Source organism: Leucobacter sp. 7(1), from assembly GCF_900163635.1.
Classification (GTDB): domain Bacteria; phylum Actinomycetota; class Actinomycetes; order Actinomycetales; family Microbacteriaceae; genus Leucobacter.
On the sequence record NZ_FUID01000028.1, the window covers coordinates 1 to 16,726 of the forward strand.

Annotated in this window: 19 protein-coding genes; 13 read left to right on the top strand and 6 right to left on the bottom strand. The window is 66.9% G+C overall.

What is annotated here, in order from left to right; all coding sequences use genetic code 11:
- Positions 1-230: 230 nt before the first annotated feature.
- On the top strand, positions 231-482 hold the full coding sequence (locus FM113_RS06650) for a hypothetical protein (protein ID WP_087012799.1): 252 nt from the start codon (positions 231-233) through the stop codon (positions 480-482).
- 14 nt (positions 483-496) lie between these two features.
- Here the strand turns inward: FM113_RS06650 and FM113_RS06655 are convergent, their stop codons facing one another.
- Both FM113_RS06655 and FM113_RS06660 read right to left on the bottom strand, forming a co-directional pair.
- Entirely contained in the window at positions 497-904 is a 408-nt protein-coding gene (locus tag FM113_RS06655) for a phage holin family protein (protein ID WP_087012802.1), read from the bottom strand.
- 97 nt (positions 905-1,001) lie between these two features.
- Positions 1,002-1,934: an alpha/beta fold hydrolase gene (locus FM113_RS06660; RefSeq protein ID WP_087012804.1), complete on the bottom strand. Its 933-nt coding sequence runs from the start codon at positions 1,932-1,934 to the stop codon at positions 1,002-1,004.
- A 196-nt stretch (positions 1,935-2,130) separates the two neighbouring features.
- On the opposite strand from FM113_RS06660, the gene FM113_RS06665 reads away from it, so the two are divergent.
- From FM113_RS06665 to FM113_RS06685, 5 genes are all read left to right on the top strand, one after another.
- The gene (locus FM113_RS06665) at positions 2,131-3,240 is read left to right on the top strand and encodes a histidinol-phosphate transaminase (RefSeq protein ID WP_087012889.1); all 1,110 of its coding nucleotides are present in this window, start codon (positions 2,131-2,133) and stop codon (positions 3,238-3,240) included.
- Positions 3,237-4,421 carry a thiamine pyrophosphate-dependent enzyme gene (locus FM113_RS06670; protein ID WP_254908907.1) on the top strand — a complete coding sequence of 395 codons (1,185 nt, stop codon included), beginning with the start codon at positions 3,237-3,239 and terminating at the stop codon, positions 4,419-4,421. Before FM113_RS06665 ends, FM113_RS06670 begins: the two co-directional genes overlap by 4 nt.
- Positions 4,418-5,419, top strand: coding sequence for an alpha-ketoacid dehydrogenase subunit beta (locus tag FM113_RS06675; RefSeq protein ID WP_087012806.1), 1,002 nt, complete (start codon positions 4,418-4,420; stop codon positions 5,417-5,419). Before FM113_RS06670 ends, FM113_RS06675 begins: the two co-directional genes overlap by 4 nt.
- Positions 5,420-5,437: 18 nt before the next feature.
- Positions 5,438-6,790 carry a dihydrolipoamide acetyltransferase family protein gene (locus tag FM113_RS06680; protein WP_087012808.1) on the top strand — a complete coding sequence of 451 codons (1,353 nt, stop codon included), beginning with the start codon at positions 5,438-5,440 and terminating at the stop codon, positions 6,788-6,790.
- 88 nt (positions 6,791-6,878) lie between these two features.
- Positions 6,879-7,166 (top strand): hypothetical protein, encoded by a 288-nt coding sequence (locus FM113_RS06685; RefSeq protein ID WP_140393298.1) that lies wholly within the window; start codon positions 6,879-6,881, stop codon positions 7,164-7,166.
- Positions 7,167-7,173: 7 nt separating this feature from the next.
- On the opposite strand, the gene FM113_RS06690 is transcribed toward FM113_RS06685, so the two are convergent.
- The 4 genes from FM113_RS06690 to FM113_RS06705 all read right to left on the bottom strand — a co-directional run bounded on the left by FM113_RS06690 (position 7,174) and on the right by FM113_RS06705 (position 10,719).
- A complete protein-coding gene (locus FM113_RS06690) occupies positions 7,174-8,181 on the bottom strand; it encodes a cation diffusion facilitator family transporter (RefSeq protein ID WP_087012812.1) in 1,008 nt (335 codons plus the stop codon).
- A 68-nt stretch (positions 8,182-8,249) separates the two neighbouring features.
- Entirely contained in the window at positions 8,250-8,471 is a 222-nt protein-coding gene (locus tag FM113_RS06695; RefSeq protein WP_087012814.1) for a heavy-metal-associated domain-containing protein, read from the bottom strand.
- A 116-nt stretch (positions 8,472-8,587) separates the two neighbouring features.
- Positions 8,588-9,991: an amidase gene (locus FM113_RS06700; protein ID WP_087012816.1), complete on the bottom strand. Its 1,404-nt coding sequence runs from the start codon at positions 9,989-9,991 to the stop codon at positions 8,588-8,590.
- 230 nt (positions 9,992-10,221) lie between these two features.
- Positions 10,222-10,719: a hypothetical protein gene (locus tag FM113_RS06705; protein WP_140393299.1), complete on the bottom strand. Its 498-nt coding sequence runs from the start codon at positions 10,717-10,719 to the stop codon at positions 10,222-10,224.
- Between the two features lie 81 nt (positions 10,720-10,800).
- Between FM113_RS06705 and FM113_RS06710 the strand changes: the two genes are divergently transcribed.
- From FM113_RS06710 to FM113_RS18430, 7 genes are all read left to right on the top strand, one after another.
- Complete coding sequence (locus tag FM113_RS06710; RefSeq protein WP_087012820.1) at positions 10,801-11,964, top strand: metal ABC transporter substrate-binding protein; 1,164 nt, start codon at positions 10,801-10,803, stop codon at positions 11,962-11,964.
- Positions 11,961-12,746: a metal ABC transporter ATP-binding protein gene (locus FM113_RS06715; RefSeq protein ID WP_087012822.1), complete on the top strand. Its 786-nt coding sequence runs from the start codon at positions 11,961-11,963 to the stop codon at positions 12,744-12,746. Before FM113_RS06710 ends, FM113_RS06715 begins: the two co-directional genes overlap by 4 nt.
- Positions 12,743-13,639 carry a metal ABC transporter permease gene (locus FM113_RS06720; RefSeq protein WP_254908908.1) on the top strand — a complete coding sequence of 299 codons (897 nt, stop codon included), beginning with the start codon at positions 12,743-12,745 and terminating at the stop codon, positions 13,637-13,639. The genes FM113_RS06715 and FM113_RS06720 overlap by 4 nt, the downstream gene beginning before the upstream one ends.
- The gene (locus tag FM113_RS06725) at positions 13,636-14,475 is read left to right on the top strand and encodes a metal ABC transporter permease (protein WP_087012824.1); all 840 of its coding nucleotides are present in this window, start codon (positions 13,636-13,638) and stop codon (positions 14,473-14,475) included. The genes FM113_RS06720 and FM113_RS06725 overlap by 4 nt, the downstream gene beginning before the upstream one ends.
- Before the next feature lie 10 nt (positions 14,476-14,485).
- On the top strand, positions 14,486-14,896 hold the full coding sequence (locus FM113_RS06730) for a Fur family transcriptional regulator (RefSeq protein ID WP_087012826.1): 411 nt from the start codon (positions 14,486-14,488) through the stop codon (positions 14,894-14,896).
- Between the two features lie 91 nt (positions 14,897-14,987).
- Entirely contained in the window at positions 14,988-16,148 is a 1,161-nt protein-coding gene (locus tag FM113_RS06735) for an AAA family ATPase (protein ID WP_087012827.1), read from the top strand.
- 272 nt (positions 16,149-16,420) lie between these two features.
- Positions 16,421-16,726 carry a hypothetical protein gene (locus FM113_RS18430; protein WP_254908909.1) on the top strand — a complete coding sequence of 102 codons (306 nt, stop codon included), beginning with the start codon at positions 16,421-16,423 and terminating at the stop codon, positions 16,724-16,726.

The following is a 16,726-nucleotide window of genomic DNA, read 5'->3' on the forward strand; positions in this document are numbered from 1 at the left end:
GAGGTTCTCGTGATTTCAACCAGGCTCGCCGCTACCAACGTCCTGGCCGGGTACACCTAGCGCGCTCGTTCATTCCGATGCTGCAGAGCATTTCTCGGAGGGTGTTTGGAGATCAGTGTACGATCGAGGCCGAGTGGGGTGGGGCAGACCGTTTGTGAGAGGCGCCTCGCCTTACCAGGTATTCCAACGCGCAGGTGCCTGAAGCGAAGTGCATAGCGCTGGGAGGCATCATGTCCGAAACTCGAACCCACGCCGAGACTGGCAAGCGGATGATGGTGTGGGCGGTGATCGTGTTCGGCGTCGGCCTGCTATCCGGCTTCGGATCCACCGAGGTGTTGATTGCGTTGAACCCGAGTACGCCTCTGCTGAGTGCGTTGGTGGCGACGCTCAGTCGTGTCATTCTCTACTTCGGAATGCCACTCGCGGCAAGTCTGCTTGTTGGAGGAATGCTGCTGCGGCAGCTGGGGAGCCGCAGCGAGTAGCCGCCGTCTGCGAACTACCGCCCGCGCTTCTTCCGGGTGCCGAGCAGGCTGTTCATGAGGCCCGACAGGAGCGACAGCACGAGCGCGGCGAGCACGCCCCACCAGAACCCGCCAACCTGGAGGCCGAAGCCTGCGAGGTCCGAGAGCCACGCGACGATCGCGATCATGATCCCGTTCACGATGAGCCCGAACAGGCCAAACGTGATGATGTAGAGCGGGATCGAGACAAAGCGCACGATCCGGCCCAGCGTGCCGTTGACGAGCCCGAAGACGAGGGCCACGAGCAGCAGGGTGATCAGGTGACCATAGTTGTCGGTCTCGAGGGGCTTGATCCAGACTCCGTGGTCGCCGCTGCCGCCGACAATGAGTGTCGTGAGCCACAGCGCAAACGCGCTAACGAGGATTCGGATGATGGAGCGCATGTGTCCATTCTCGCACCCCGAGCGGGGGCGGCACCGAAGTCCTGGCCGGGACCCCGCCGGGCTCCAGGCCAGGACTTCGGTGCCGCCCCCGGGCGAGCTACCCCAACACCGCCGAGATCGCTGCCGCTACGGCCGGGGCTTGCTGGTGGTGGAGGTAGTGGTCTCCGGGAAGCAGTTGCACCGCGCCGTTCGTCACCTGCGCGGCCTGTTCCTCGTGCAGCGTCTGCCACCCGGCGACCTCGCCGTCGTCGCCCTCCGCAACGATGAGGCGCACCGGGAGGTCCGCGGGGAATCGGAGCCCCGCCGCGTCGGCGAAGTTCTGCCCGGTAAGTTCCGCCTCGCTCACGAACGCGTTCGTGATTCCGTTTCGGAGGGTGAGGATCCGGTTCTGCTCGCGCTGCTCGACCGAGTAGGGCAGGCCCTCGAGCGGGTCCGGACCTGCAGCGTCGAGCTGGCGCAGGAGGCCGAGCGTCTTCATGCCGCGGAGCATTCCGACCGGGAGTGCGTCATCGGCGCCTGGCTGAGTCGGGACACTGCTGTCGATACCGATGAACGCGGTGACCTCGTCCGGGTAGGCGTTGGCGTAGACGAGGGAGTAGACGCCGGAAATTGAGTGCGCGGCCAGTGCGTAGCGGGTGATCCCAAGCTCGGACAGCGCGGCGTGCACCTCGCGCACGTAGTTGTCGCTCGTGCGGGGCACGTCGGTATCGTCACTGAGGCCTGAGCCGAACGGCTCGATGACCACAACGCGATAGCTGTCCTCGAGTTCCGCGATCAGCGGTTCGAAGTCGATCCCCGGGGCCGCGGTCCCGAAGCCGGGGAGGAGCACAACAGTCTGTTCGTGGTCGCCTCGCACGAGGACATTCATCTGCTTTCCGTCGACGGTGACCGATTCACCGTAGGGGATGATCTGGGCGGCCTCGCGTGAGCTTGCAATCGCATTGCCGACGGTGGTGCCCGCGAGTGTGAGCGCGATGGCGCTCACGATCACGATGAGGGTGCGGATGATGATCTTTCCTGCGGTGCGCACGGGTGCTCCTGACACGGTTCGCGACGCCGGATGTAGCGTCCCCCTCAGGCTCTCGTGACGCGCATGATCTGCACAGTGTCACAGTGTCATCGATCGGTATGACGTGTGTCACGGGTTCCCGATGCAGGCTGAGAGTGTGCGGCGCACCGCCGACTGTATCCCCGCCAAGAAATACCCCCTCGATACACTGGGACTCATGAGTGACAACGCCCCGACGCCGGTCCAGATCCGCGCCGACGTGCTCGCCACACCCGCGTATCGGCAGGGTGCAACACCCACGAAGGCGGGCTTCAAGCTCTCCAGCAACGAGAATCCGTTCCCGCCGCTGCCCGGCGTGCTCGAGGCGATCACGGCCCGCAGCGAGGTGAATCGCTACGCTGCCGCCGCGATGCCCGAGCTGCGTGCCCAGATTGGGGCCGCGTTCGGCGTCGCGGGCGATCACGTACACCTCGCCGCCGGATCCGTCGCGATCCTGTACCAGTTGGTGCACGCCGCGGCCGGTGCGGGAGACGAATACCTGTACGCGTGGCCCAGTTTCGAGGCCTACCCCGCTCTCGGGCTCGCTTCGGGCGCCACGCCCGTGGGTGTCCCGCTGACGGCGACGGCCGAGCACGACCTGGACGCGATGGCTGCCGCGATCACGGAGCGCACCCGCGTGATCCTCCTGTGCACCCCGAACAACCCCACCGGTCCGGCGCTGCGCCGCGCAGACTTCGACAGCTTCATGGCGCGCGTCCCGGCGCACACGCTCGTGGTGCTCGACGAGGCCTACCGTGAGTTCGTCACGGATCCCGCCGCGGTGCGCGGTGAGGAGGTGCTCGCTGAGTACCCGAACCTCGTGGTGTTGCGCACGTTTTCGAAGGCGTACGGGCTCGCGGCGCTGCGCATCGGGTACGGCGTGGGGGATCCCGCGATCTTCCGCGCCGCCGCGAGCGTCTCGATCCCGCTGTCCGTGACGGGCATCGCCGAGAGCGCCGCGCGTGCCGCGCTCGCCCCGGAGGCGCGTGCTGTGCTCGCCGAGCAGGTCGCCACGCTCGTGGAGCGGCGTGACCGACTGAGCGCTGCCTTGCGCGAGTTGGGGATCGACGTCCCGGACGCGCAGGGCAACTACGTGTGGATCCCCGAGCGGGCTTCGGGCGGTGTCCCGGACGCGCTCGCGCTCGCCGCAGCCTTCGCCGCCGAGGGCACGCTGGTGCGCCCGTTTGCGGGATCCGGCGTCCGAATTTCAGTCGGTGAGGAAGAGAGCCTCACCGTCATCATTGACATCGTGCGAGACCACCTCGCGCAGCTGGGAGGAGCCGCGTGACGCAGTCCGCACTCACCATTGACCTGCAGGATCCCGAACCGATTCGCTTTCTCGACGACGCGGGCAACTACGCGCCGTCGGCAACCGCGGCAGAGTATGCGGAGGAGCTCGAGGGTGTCGGCGTCGCCGAGTTCCAGCAGTGGTACCGGGACATGGTCTCCACCCGCGCCTTTGACGTTGAGTGCACGCACCTGCAGCGGCAGGGCCAGCTTGCGCTCTGGGTGCCGAGCATTGGTCAGGAGGGCTGCCAGGCGGGTATCGGCCGTGCAGCTGAACCGCAGGATCACATCTTCCCGGCGTACCGGGAGCACACGATCGCGCACATTCGCGGCGTGCCCCGTGTGCAGCTTGCCGCGCAGTTCCGCGGCCTGACGCACGGCGGCTGGGACGTGACTGATCCGGCGCACGGGAATTTCCACCTGTACAGCCTGGTCCTTGGCACCCAGACGCAGCATGCCACGGGCTATGCGCTGGGCCAGGTGCTTGACGCCAAGCGGGCCGCCGCGGACACCGCGCTCGACGCGGGCGAAGCGGGCACTGCGACCGGGGATGCCACGCTTGTGTTCTACGGCGACGGCACCACGAGCCAGGGCGACGCGAACGAGTCGATGATCTTCGCCGCGAGCTACCAGACCCCCGAGGTGTTTGTTGTTCAGAACAACCGGTGGGCGATCTCGGTGCCGGTGGCGCGCCAGTCGCGCACCCCGCTGTACCGCCGCGCGCTCGGTTTCGGGATCCGCGCCGTGCAGATCGACGGCAACGACCCGCTCGCCGCGTACGCTGTGGCTCGCCGCTTCCTCACGTTGGCCCGCACGGGCCACGGCCCCGGCTACATCGAGGCGCTGACGTACCGGATTGGCGCGCACACCACCAGTGACGACCCCACGCGCTACCGCGAAGAAGAAGAACTAGCGCACTGGGAAGCGCGGGATCCGGTGGTCCGGCTCGAAGCGCACCTTCGGTCTTTGGGCGTCACGGATGAGTTTTTCGCCGAGGTCCGCGAGACGGCCGACCGGGACGCGAAGATCGCGCGCGACGCGATCCTGCAGCTGCCGCCGCCCGAGCCCGACTCGATGTTTGCGCACGTCTACTCCGAGGAGCACCCCCGGATCGAGGAGCAGCGCGCCTGGCTGGCACGCTACGAGGCATCATTCACCGATCAGGAAGGAGCGGGCGCATGAGCACCGTCACTACGCTGAGCGAGCCCACCACGCTCCCGATTGCGCGCGCCATCAACGAGGGCCTGCGCGCCGCGATGGCCGCTGACGACCGCGTTCTGCTCATGGGCGAGGACATCGGCCCCCTGGGTGGCGTGTTCCGCGTCACCGACAAGCTGCAGGCCGACTTCGGCTCAGCCCGGGTGCTGGACACCCCCCTCGCCGAGGCCGGCATTGTCGGCAGCGCGATTGGCCTCGCCATGCGCGGTTACCGTCCCGTGTGTGAGATCCAGTTCGAGGGCTTCATCTTCCCCGCCTTCAACCAGATCGTGACGCAGCTCGCAAAGCTGACAAACCGACACGACGGCGCCATCTCGATGCCCGTCGTGATCCGGGTGCCCTACGGCGGGCACATCGGTGCTGTGGAGCACCACCAGGAGAGCCCGGAAGCGTACTTCGCGCACACCCCCGGCCTGCGCGTGGTGGCCCCGTCGACCCCGAACGATGCGTACTGGATGATCCAGCAGGCCATTCAGTCGCCGGATCCTGTGCTGTTCTTCGAGCCGAAGGCGAAGTACTGGCAGAAGGGTGAGGTCGATCCGACAACGCCGCTCGCGCGTCTCCACGAGACGCGCATCGCCCGCACCGGCACCGACTGCACTGTCGTGGGCCACGGCGCAATGGTGACGACGCTGCTGCAGGCCGCTGAGGTGGCACAGTCCGAGGGGACAAGCCTTGAGGTTGTGGATCTGCGCAGCCTGTCGCCCATCGACTACGCCCCGCTTATCGCGTCCGTGCGCAAGACCGGTCGCCTTGTGGTGGCGCAGGAGGCGCAGGGTGGTGTGAGTCTCGGCAGCGAGATTGCGGCGACCGTCACCGAGCACGCGTTTACCGCGCTCCAGTCGCCCGTCCTTCGGGTATCGGGCTACGACGTCCCGTTCCCCCCGGCGCACCTCGAGGGGCTGTATCTCCCGGATGCGGACCGCGTGCTCGAGGCCGTTGACCGTACACTCAAGTATTAACTCGACGGAGGAGCCGCAATGAGTGAAATGTCCTTTCCGCTGCCCGACGTCGGCGAGGGTCTGACCGAGGCCGAGATCGTGTCCTGGAATGTCGCCCCGGGCGATCAGGTCGCGCTGAATCAGGTGATCTGCGAGATCGAAACTGCGAAGTCCGTCGTGGAACTGCCGTCCCCGTTTGTCGGGACCGTCACCGAGCTGCTCGCGGCGCCGGGTGAGACGGTGCCGGTCGGCACGCCGATCATGCGTGTCACTACCGATGCCGCGGATGCCGCGGGTGCCGGATCCGCCGATCCGGCACCCGCAGCCCCGGCGCCTGAGCTGGTGTCCGAGGCTCGCGATATCGCGGCCGATGCGGCCGCGAGCGTGGAGCATGAGGAGCCCGCCGGGGCGGTGCTCGTGGGGTACGGCACGACAGGCACCGCGAAGTCGCGCCGGCGCCGCGGTGGGGAGCCGTTGCTGCCCACCGCTGGCGGCGTGCCCGCAGCGGTCGCCGCGTCGGGTACGAGCGCGGGTGCGGTGCTCGCAAAGCCGCCGATCCGCAAGTTCGCGAAGGATCTGGGCATCTCGCTCTCCGAGGTCGAGGGCACCGGCCCCTCGGGCGAGGTGCTGCGCTCCGATGTTGAGCGCCACGTGTCGCAGTCGCGGGTGTTCCGCAACCTCGAGACGCCTGAGCCGTCTGCGGTACGTGAGGAGCGTATCCCGTTGAAGGGCATGCGCAAGCAGATCGCCAAGGCGATGGTGACGAGCGCGTTCGAAGCACCGCACGTGGGCGTGTTCACCGACGTGGACGCCACCCGCACGATGGAGTTTGTCAAGCGCCTCAAGACGTCCTCCGATTTCGCCGGGGTCCGGGTCTCTCCGCTCCTGATTTTCGCGAAGGCGATGCTGTGGGCGATCCGGCGCAACCCGGAAATCAACTCGACTTTCACCGAGACCGAGATCATCCGTCATAACTTCGTGAATCTCGGGATCGCGGCGGCCACGCCCCGTGGCCTCGTGGTGCCGAACATCAAGGAGGCGCAGGATCTCAGCCTGCTCGAGCTCGCGAAGGCGATCGAGCAACTGACCTTCACGGCGCGCGATGGGCGCACCCAGCCCGCCGAGATGGCACACGGAACGATCACGATCACCAACATTGGCGTGTTTGGCATGGACTTCGGGACGCCGATCCTGAATCCGGGCGAGTGCGCGATCATGGCGATGGGCACGATCCGCGAAAAGCCGTGGGTTGTGGACGGCGAGGTGCGTCCGCGCATGGTGACGACCGTGGGCGGATCCTTCGACCACCGCATCGTTGACGGCGACGTAATCTCACGCTTCGTCGCGGACGTGGCCTCCGTGCTTGAGGAACCCGCGCTGCTGCTCGACTGATCGGCGAGGGAAGTACATGGCTGAGCCGTTGGGGCGGGACAATCGGCCCGGTCCTGATCCAACACCCGCGCCGCCTGCCAAGAGGTCGATGACCCGGCGAGGAATGTGGGCCGCGTGGTGCGTGGCGATTCCCTATGCCGCCCTGATGGTGTGTTGGGTGGCGCTCGCCGTCACCGGCGGAGACACGGGCTATTCGTGGCTCATGTGGCTGTACGGGATGTGGCTCGCCTGCCTCGTATGTGTGCCGCTCGCCGGCGTGGGTGCCGCGCTCGGCGCAGCCGAGGGCTCTCGGGTCACCAAGATTTGGGGCATCGTCGCGGTGGTGCTGTGTCTGCCGGGTTTCTTCCTATCGTTCACGTTGCTGGGCGCCCTGTAGCTCGGAACTACGGGTGGGCGCCGGTGTCGCCGTGGCTTGCTGGCTCGATCTGGATCGTCGAGTGGTCGACATCGAAGTGCTCGTGCAGGCACGCGCGCAGCTCGTCGAGTATGTCGTGATAGCCGCGCTCGTCCCAGCTTGCGTCCGTCACCGTCACGTGGGCTGAGAACGCGGGGACCCCGGAGGTGATCGTCCAGGCGTGGACATCGTGAACCTCGGTGACACCGGGCACCGCGAGCATGTGATCGCGGGTGGCGTCGAGGTTGAAGCCCTTTGGGGTGCCCTCAAGGAGTACCGCTGCGACCTCGCGAAGCAGGCTGATTGCGCGCGGGAAGATGAGGAGCGCAATGCCGATGGAGGCGATCTGATCCACGGTTGTCCATCCCGTGAGCATGATGATGATCGCCGCGACCACCACAGCCACGGAGCCCAGCAGGTCGCCGAGAACCTCTAAGTAGGCGCCGCGGACGTTGAGACTCTCCTTTTGGCCGGATCGCAGGATTAGGAGCGAGACGAGATTCGCGAGACCGCCAAAGACCGCGGCCCAGAGCATGATCCCGGACTCGATCTCGACCTCGGTGCCGAAGCGGGCAATAGCCTGCACGAAGATCACGACCGCGATCACGCCCAGCACAATGCCGTTGATGAGCGCCGCGAGGATCTCGACGCGGAGGTAGCCGTAGGTGCGTTTCGACGTGGCGGGAAGCGTGGCGATGAGGCTCGCGATCAGCGCGATCGCAACCCCGGTCGCGTCGGTGAGCATGTGGCCCGCGTCGGCGAGGAGCGCGAGCGAGTTCGAGATCAGCGCACCCACGACCTGAATGACAAACACGCTGAGCGTGATCGACAGCACAATGATGAGCCGCTTGCGGTGCTTCCCGGTCGCGGTGCTCGCGCCCTGGAGGCCGTGGTCGTGGGCGTGGCCGCCCGACTCATCTCCGGCGCTGGGGCGTGCGGGGTGACCCGCACTGAAGCCGGGCTCGCAATCGGGGTCTTGTTCCACGTGACTCGTCATGTTGCGAACTGTAGCAAGTGCCTCAGGGGGCGTATACAGCCAGTGGGAAAGTGCCCGATGGCCGTGACCTATACGCGCTCGGCTGAGTAGCCCGCCTCGGTGACGGCGGCGGTGATGGCCTCATCGCTCACCGTTCCGTCGGTCTCCACGCGCAATGTGCCGGTCTGGGCGCTGACCGTGATCCCGGAGACCCCCGCGAGTTCCTCGAGTTCTTCGCGAACGGACATTTCGCAGTGGCCGCAGGTCATGCCGGTGACCTGGAAGTCTGCGGTAGTGGGGGTGGCGCTCATGATGCTCCTTGTTCCGGGGATGACAGCAGTGTATACCCCACTGGGGTATGTAGCAAACAACCCTTTCCGGGTTGGACGTATTCCCGGGGCGGGGCGGGGTCGGGCGGGGTCGGGTGCTAACTGGCGAGCAGCTGCGCCGCGAGCTGCAGCAGTGTTTCCTCGGTGCCGGGCCGACCGATGAGTTGCACCCCGAACGAGTGCCCTGCCTCCGTGGTTAAGATTGGCACTGCAATAGCTGGGAGACCCGACACGTTCACCATCGAGGTGTACGGCGCCCACTCGCACTGCAGCTGGTAGTCATCGTCGGGGGAGAGAGCGGTAAAAGCGCCGATCCGGGGCGGAAGCATGGCCAGACCCGGGGTGAGGACAACGTCATAGCGTGCCCACTGCGCTCGCGCGTGTGCGGCAAACGCGTGCAGCTGGGCCGCTGCCACGGCATGGTCCTCGGCCGAACGGGCGAGGGCGCGCTCGCGGAATAGGCGGGTCAGTGGCGTGAGGCGCTCAGCGCCGCCAGCCGGCAGTTCGAGGAGCGAGAGCCCCGCGGTCCACGCACGAGTGAATGCCTGCGGGTAGATCGGGTCGTAGTGAATTGCGGCGTCTTCGACGACGTGGCCGAGGCCCGAGAGGAGCTGCGCGGCGCGCTCGTGTGCCGCGCGGGCCTCGGGGGACAGTGGGGTCGGATATGCCGAAGCAAACGGTGACGCGTCCGAGATTCCGACCCGCAGGCCCCGCAGCGATTCGGCGCGCGCAACGGCGGTGACCGCGGGCTCGATGCTGCCCGCTTTTCCGGATCCCCGCATCGCGTCAAATAGCAAGGCTGCGTCCTGGGCTGTGTGCGCAATCGGCCCAGTCACGGTGAGACGTGGTGCACCGAACTCGTCGCGCACTCCGCGCGTCACATCGGAGGGGATTGCGCCGAGCCCGGGCTTCAATCCCACGAGGCCACAGGCGAGGGCAGGGATGCGGATCGAGCCGCCCCCGTCGCTGCCCGGGGCGAAGGGCAGGAGCCCTGCCGCGACGGCCGCGGCGCTTCCGCCCGAAGAGCCGCCCGCCGTGCGCTCCGGGTCGAGGGGGTTGCGTGCGGGAGGCGCGATGAGATTCTCGGAGTAGCCGGTGAGCCCGAATTCCGGCACCTGGGTCTTGCCGAGTGAGATCGCCCCCGCCCCGCGCAGCGTGTGGACGCCCGGGGCGTCGGCTTGCGCAACGGTGTGGGGGAGCGCCGCGCTGCCGTGCGTGGTGGGAGCCCCGCCGACGTCAGTGAGGTCTTTGTGCGCGAGTGGGATGCCGTGCAGCGCGGGGAGTCGGCCCCGCTCGGCTGCGGGGGTCGCGGCGAAGCGCTCGTCCGCAGCTGCGGCCGCCGCTCGGGCCTGCTCGGCGGTGATGGTGATGAACGCCCCCAGGTCAGCGCGTTCCGCGATCCGGTCGAGGAAGTGCTCGGTCACCTCGCGCGCTGAGAGGGTGCCGGCGCGGAGCTCGGCCCTGAGGACGTGTGCGGAGAAATCGGAGAGGGAAGCGCTCACGCCTCCACCCTACGCGCGAGTGCATGCCGGGTGGCGGGCTCTCGGGTACGGGGTGGCCAGATTTCGGGGGGCGAGTTGAGTGGAACCGCCTGTACCGAAATCGCGGAGATTCACGCTTGCGCAGGAGATTGTTGCCCCGATGTACCACGTGGAGCGTGAATCTCCGGTCTGGTCGTGACCCCACTGTGGGGCCCGGGGCCCGGGGCCACGTGGACTCCGCGGGGCTCTCGCTATGCGGCCTCGATCTTGAGGTCGAGGTACGCCTGAAGTTCGGCCTCGGTTGCGAACTCACGCAGTTCGTGGCGGAAGCCGGTGGCGGACTGCGGTGCGCGCTGTACCCAGGCGGCAATGTATGCCTCGCCTTCGCCACCCCAGGATCCACATGAAACCGCTGGTTCCGGATCGGTGCCGACTGCTCCGCAGGAGGTGCCCTCGCCCCGGGCGTTGACGATGCCGAGCATGATGCTGCCGACCTTATTCTTTGCGGCGTAGAAGAAATCACCATCGCTGGTGCGCTCGAGCAACGTGATGGTGTGGGGGACCGGGGTGAGCAACGGCTCGTTGTGGTTGGAGTTTTCGAGAACCTGGACCTGCGCGCGTTCCCACTCCGTCGGGGAATGCGGGGGCCGCTGCACGGCGTTGCAGAAGAAGAGAATCGCGAGGACGGCCGCCCCGACGATGCCTGCCCACATGGCGACTGCGGGGGCTACGCGAGGCTGCGACGTCATGGTCACAGTCTACTGGGCACTGTTGCGAATGGTTCTCATGAGCGGCTATAGTGATAGTCGTTCTCATTTAGAAAGTTGCTCATGCCACGCTTCCCCCGCACCACCCAGCGCTCACGACACTCGCTGCGCGCCGCCGCAGCGCTCGCCGCCGGTGCCGCACTCGTCCTCTCGGGCTGCTCAGCCGACCACGGTTCAGCCGCCGCCGGCGAGGGGCTCGCGGTCGTTGCGACTACCACCCAGCTCGCTGACTTCGCACGCGAAATTGGCGGCACCGATGTGCAGGTGCGGGGGCTGCTCACGCCCGGGGGCTCGGCCCACCACTTCGATCCGACGCCCGCGGACCTCCTTGCCCTGAGCGAGGCCGACGTGCTCATCGTCAACGGCGCGGGGCTCGAAACCTTCATCGATGACGCGGTCGAGGCCTCCGGCTTCAGCGGCGAGATCGTCACGGCCGCCGACGGCATTGACATTGATGAGGCCACTGAGATCACCGCGGAGGGTGAGGCCGAGGCTGCGAGCGGTGTGCAGCCCGCGCATGATCATGCCGACCATGATCACGAGGGTCACGATCACGCGGCAGAGGATCACGCAGAACCCGAGCACGCGGACCATGATCATGCCGAGGAATCTCACGATCACGGTTCGGATGAGCACGCGGATCACGATCACGGCCCCACGAACCCGCACCTGTGGACCTCCCCGCGCTACGCGGCGGACATGGCGGCCCACATCGGCGCCGAGCTCGCCCGGCTCGACCCGGCAGACGCCTCCGGCATCGAAGAGCGCACTGCGGCGTATACCGCACGGTTGGCAGCGCTGGACACCTGGGTGGCTGAGCAGTTCGCGGCGGTCCCCGAGGCGAGTCGAGTGCTTGTCAGCGGCCACGATTCTCTCCGGTACTACCTGCACGATTACGACATTGCGTTCGCTGGCGCGATTCTGCCAAGCTTCGAGGACAACGCGGAGCCGAGCGCCGCGGACATCGATGCCCTCGTTGCCGCGATTCAGGACCGCGGCGTCACCGCGGTGTTTGTCGAATCCTCGATGAGCCCGAAGCTGGCGCGCACGATTGCGAAGGAGGCTGGCGTGCAGGTGATCGATGCGGAGGCGCTGTACGCGGACTCACTGGGTGCTCCGGACTCAGACGGCGCGAGCTATATTGATGCAACCGTTCACAACACGCGACTGATTCTCGACGCGTGGGGCCAGGAGGCGAGCGCACTGCCCGCAGCACTGCAGTCGTGACCGCGGCACTGACGCTTACCGACGCCGCGTTTGGCTACGGCGGGACGACGCGCGTTGACGAATTGACGCTCAGCCTGCCCGAGGGGGCGGCGCTGGCGCTGATCGGCCCGAACGGATCGGGCAAGTCGACACTATTGCGCGGCATCCTGGGCCTCGCCGATCTCACCGCGGGCAGTGTGTCGGTGCTCGGAACAACGCCGGATCGCGCCCGCCGCCTCGTCGGCTCGCTGCCCCAGGCGGACACGCGCGACACGACCCTCCCGGTGACCCTACGCCAGGTCGTCACGATGGGCCTCTACCGCTCCCGCGGATCGATGCGCCCCATTGGGCGGGCGGGGCGGGGCGCCGTTGCGAACGCGCTCGAACGTGTCGGTCTCGCGGGTTTCGCCGGGCGTCGCTTCGGGGAGCTTTCGGGCGGGCAGCAGCAGCGCGGGATCCTCGCGCGCGCGCTCGTGTCGGATCCGAAGCTGCTGCTCCTCGACGAGCCGTTCAACGGGCTCGACCGGGAGAACCGCGAGGTGCTGTTGCAGCTTGTGCGCGAGCTGCGCGCTGAGGGACGCTCGATTGTTGTCTCGACGCACGATCTTGAGATCGCGCAGGAGGCCTGCACTCACGTGCTGTTGCTTGCGAGCGGCCACGCGCCGAACGAGCCGGGCCACCCCGCGGGCTTCGGGCCGCTCGATGAGGCGCTCACGCTCGACGCCGTGCAACACGCCTTCCACGGCACCACCGTCGAGCTTGACGAGCACACGGTCACGACAACCCGGGAGGGCGCGGAGTGATTGAGGCCGCCACCGTGCTGGGCGCGCACCACCCGGCCGAGGTGTTCGCGCTACCGTTCATGTGGCGCGCGCTCGTGACCGTCGTGATTCTGGCAATCGCCGCGGGCGTCGTGGGCCTGTTCATCAGCTTCCGCGAGATGGAGTTTGTGAGCGACGGGCTGGTGCACGCCGTATTCCCGGGGCTCGTCATCGGTGCGGCGCTCGGGGGATCCGCGGGCGTGCTGCCCGGTGCGGTGCTCGCGGCGATCATTTCCGCGGTGCTCTTCACCGTGCTGGAGCACCGGGCAGGGGTGGGTGCCGACGCCGCGATCGCCGTTGTGTTGACCGGGCTGTTCAGCCTAGGGATCGTGCTTGTCTCCCGGCAATCGGGCTATGTATCGCAGTTGCAGGAGCTCCTGTTCGGACGCCTCCTCACCGTGACCTCGGCGCAGCTCTGGCAGATCCTCGCGGTCGCGATCGCCGCGCTTGCCGTGGTGGCTCTGACCTGGCGGGCCCAGCTCTTCCGCGCCTTCGATGCCGCGGGCGCAGAGGCGGCGGGATTCCGCCCGCTGCGCTCGGACATCGCGCTCGGGATCGCCGTGGCACTGCTCGTGGTGGCTGGCGTCCAAGCGCTCGGCGTGCTCATGGTGCTCGCGCTGCTCACCGTCCCGATGGCCGTGGCTCGGCTTCTCACGCGCGGTTTCGCCCTGCTGATTCCGCTCGCGATTGTGATCCCGCTGCTCGCGGGCATCGCGGGGCTGTGGCTGTCATTCGAGTGGTCCGTTGAGGCCGGTGCGACGGTGTCTCCGGGTGCCGTGGTCGTGCTGCTGCTTGTCGCGGCGTACGGTGTCGCAGCGGCGGTGCGGTCGATCCGGCGCGCCCGCGCCCACCCACGACAGGCGGTGCGCGCATGAGCTACTTCGCGGTTGCGGCCCTCGAACTCACTCTGCTCGGGCTCCTCGCCGGGCTCGCAGGCACCCTGGTGGTGCTCCGCCGGCGCTCGTTCTTCGCGGTGGCGCTGAGCCACGCAACGTTCCCGGGTGGCGTCGTGTTCGCCATCGCCGGCTGGAACCTGTTGCTCGGACAGGCCCTATTCGCCCTGGTGCTCGTGCTGCTCATGACACTGCTCGGCCGGATTCGCGGTCAGGGCCGCCAGGTCACGAGTGGGGTTGTGCTGTCCTTCGGATTTGCGCTCGGCACACTGCTCGCAAGCCTGAATCCCGGACTCGGCATCCCCGTCGAGGCGTTGCTCGTCGGTTCACCACTGAGCGTGGCGAGCGGCGACGTCGTGGCGACTGCGGCGGTACTCGTGCTCACGCTGGGGGTGCTCGCGGTGAGCTGGCGGCGGATCCTGTTCCACACCTTTGACCCTGTGGGGTTTGCGGCAGCGGGTTTCCGCAGCTGGCCCGTGGAGTTGATCGTGACCGGGGTGATCGCAGCGGCTGTGGTGGTCTCGATGCCCGCGGTTGGCGCGATCCTTGGGGTGGCCGTCATTATCGGACCGGCAGCGACGGCCCGCGCACTCACGGATCGCCTCGAATGGATCCCGCCGATCGCGGCCGGCATCGGGGTGGGCGGCGGTCTGCTCGGCCTGTGGTTCTCGCGGGAGTTGGGTATCGCCGCCGGTGGCGCGGTCGGTCTTGTGCTTGCCGGAATCTTCCTGCTCGCGGTCGCCGTGCGCGCTGTGATCCGCAAGGCTTCGCGGCGCACGGCGGAGTTCGCTACGGTGGGGGACAGGAACCCGGCATAGGAGGTGCGAGATGCAGCCCAAGCGCAATACGTGGCAGCGTGAAGCGGTGCGTGCATCGCTCGCGGAGGCTCACGGTTTTGTGAGCGCGCAGCAGCTGCACCAGGTGCTCCGCGACGCCGGATCGACGATCGGTCTCGCAACCGTCTATCGCAACCTCGCGAGCCTCGCCGAAACGGGTGAGGCCGACTCGCTGCAGTCGCCCGAGGGCGAGAACCTGTTCCGATCCTGCGCGACCCAGGGGCATCATCACCACCTGATCTGCCGCAGCTGCGGGGATACGCGGGAGCTCTCGGCGACGGTCGTTGAGGAGTGGACCAAGCGCGTGGGCGCCGAGCACGGCTTCACGGAGATCGAGCACGTTGTTGATCTCTTCGGGCTGTGCGAGCGGTGCCGTGCCCGCGGTGTCGCGCCCGCAGAGTAGCTCTCTTCGCGGGCCGAAGTCAGACTGGCTGGGACACTCGCGAACGCTCCGAACCTTGAATAGGCTAGACCCAACTCAGATCGGAGCATCGATGAGAATTGTGCGTGTGCGTGCCAGCAATTGGCGAAACTTCAAGTCCATTGATTTCCCGCTGGACTCGAGGCTCTTCATCGTCGGCCCGAACGCCTCAGGCAAATCAAACCTGCTCGATATTCTCCGTTTTCTGGGTGAAGTCGCGACTCCCGGAGAAGGAGGCCTCACGGCCGCGGTGGAATCCCGCGGCGGCATCGGCAAAGTGCGCAGTCTATTCGCGCGTACGAATGCCAAGGGCCGCCTGATTCTCGATATCGACCTGGAGGACGAGGGGGTTGCCTGGAAGTACCGGCTCTCCATTCGGGGAGAAGGGAGCGGGCGCAATCGCCCCATCGTGGACGAGGAAACTGTGGAGCGCGACGGTGAAGTATTGCTGTCCCGTCCAGATATCCATGACCACGACGACGCCGTGCGGTTGACCCAGACCCACCTTGAGCAAGTTACTGCAAATAAATCGTTTCGCGTGGTCGCCGAGTACTTCGCCAAGGTGCGGTATTTTCACCTCGTACCGCAAGTCATCCGCGAGCCCGCGCGAGGAAGCGGCTTCCACAAGGATCCTCACGGGGGCGACTTCATTGCCCAGATTAACCAGACCCCCGCTGCAACACGAAAAGCGTGGCTGCGGCGTATTGAGACTGCCCTCAAAGCTGCGGTGCCCGAGTTCGAATCGTTGCAGGTTTCTGTCGATGCTGCGGGCCGACCACACCTTGACGCGGGGTACCGAAACTGGCGGGCGAATCCAACTCGGCACACTGAGGTGGAGTTCTCCGATGGCACGCTCCGGCTCATCGGGCTCCTGTGGACCATCGTCAGCGCGCCGGCGAATGGTGGTGCGCTTCTCCTCGAAGAACCCGAGCTCTCGCTGAACTCGGCAATTGTCCGTGAGCTCCCGACCGTGTTGGCAACCGCGCAGCGGGATCGAGGACTCCAGGTTCTGTTGTCCACACACGCTCCGGAGCTCCTCGATGACGAGGGTGTGCGACCCTCCGAAGTGCTGGTCCTGCAGGTCACACCTGACGGCACAGTTGCCCAGCTGCTCTCGGATATCTCTGAGGTGCGCGACGAGCTGGCTGCCGAGTTGCCGCTCTCGGACATCGTGCACGGACTGGTGTCACGCCAGGATCTGAGCGGTTTCCTTGCGGTGGGGCGCACCCGCTAGTGGAGATTACGTTGGTGGTTGAGGGGGTCTCTGACCGTGAGACCGCCAAAGCAATCGTGCGGGCAGCGGGCCACGAGCCGGGGACCGTGCATGACAAAGGCGGACGGACAAAGCTCGATCGCCTTCTGAAGAATTACAATCGTGCGGCACGACATGCGCCCTGGGTCGTGTTCAGGGATACCGACTCGCGGTGTCCCGTAGAGCTGCGGAATCGCCTACTTGCAGATATCGGAGTCACCTCCGAGCGCTTCCACCTTCGACTGGCCCACTCCATGACCGAAGCTTGGCTGCTCGCGGACACTGTGGGCTTCGCGGAGTTCTTCAGCATCTCGCAGGCGAAACTCACCCGGAACCCGGAGGAACTCGCACACGCCAAGCAGGAGGTGCTGCGAGTGTGCGCAGGGTCTCGCAAACGGCACGTGCGCGAAGGGATGACCGCAGGAAACGGCGAAGTTGGTCCACTGTACGTGAGCATGATCAATGAGTTTGCGAGTGAGCACTGGGACGTGCATCGCGCCATGGATCAAAGCCCGAGCCTGGCGCGTGCAGTGAGCCGCATCGCGCAGATCGCGCAGTAG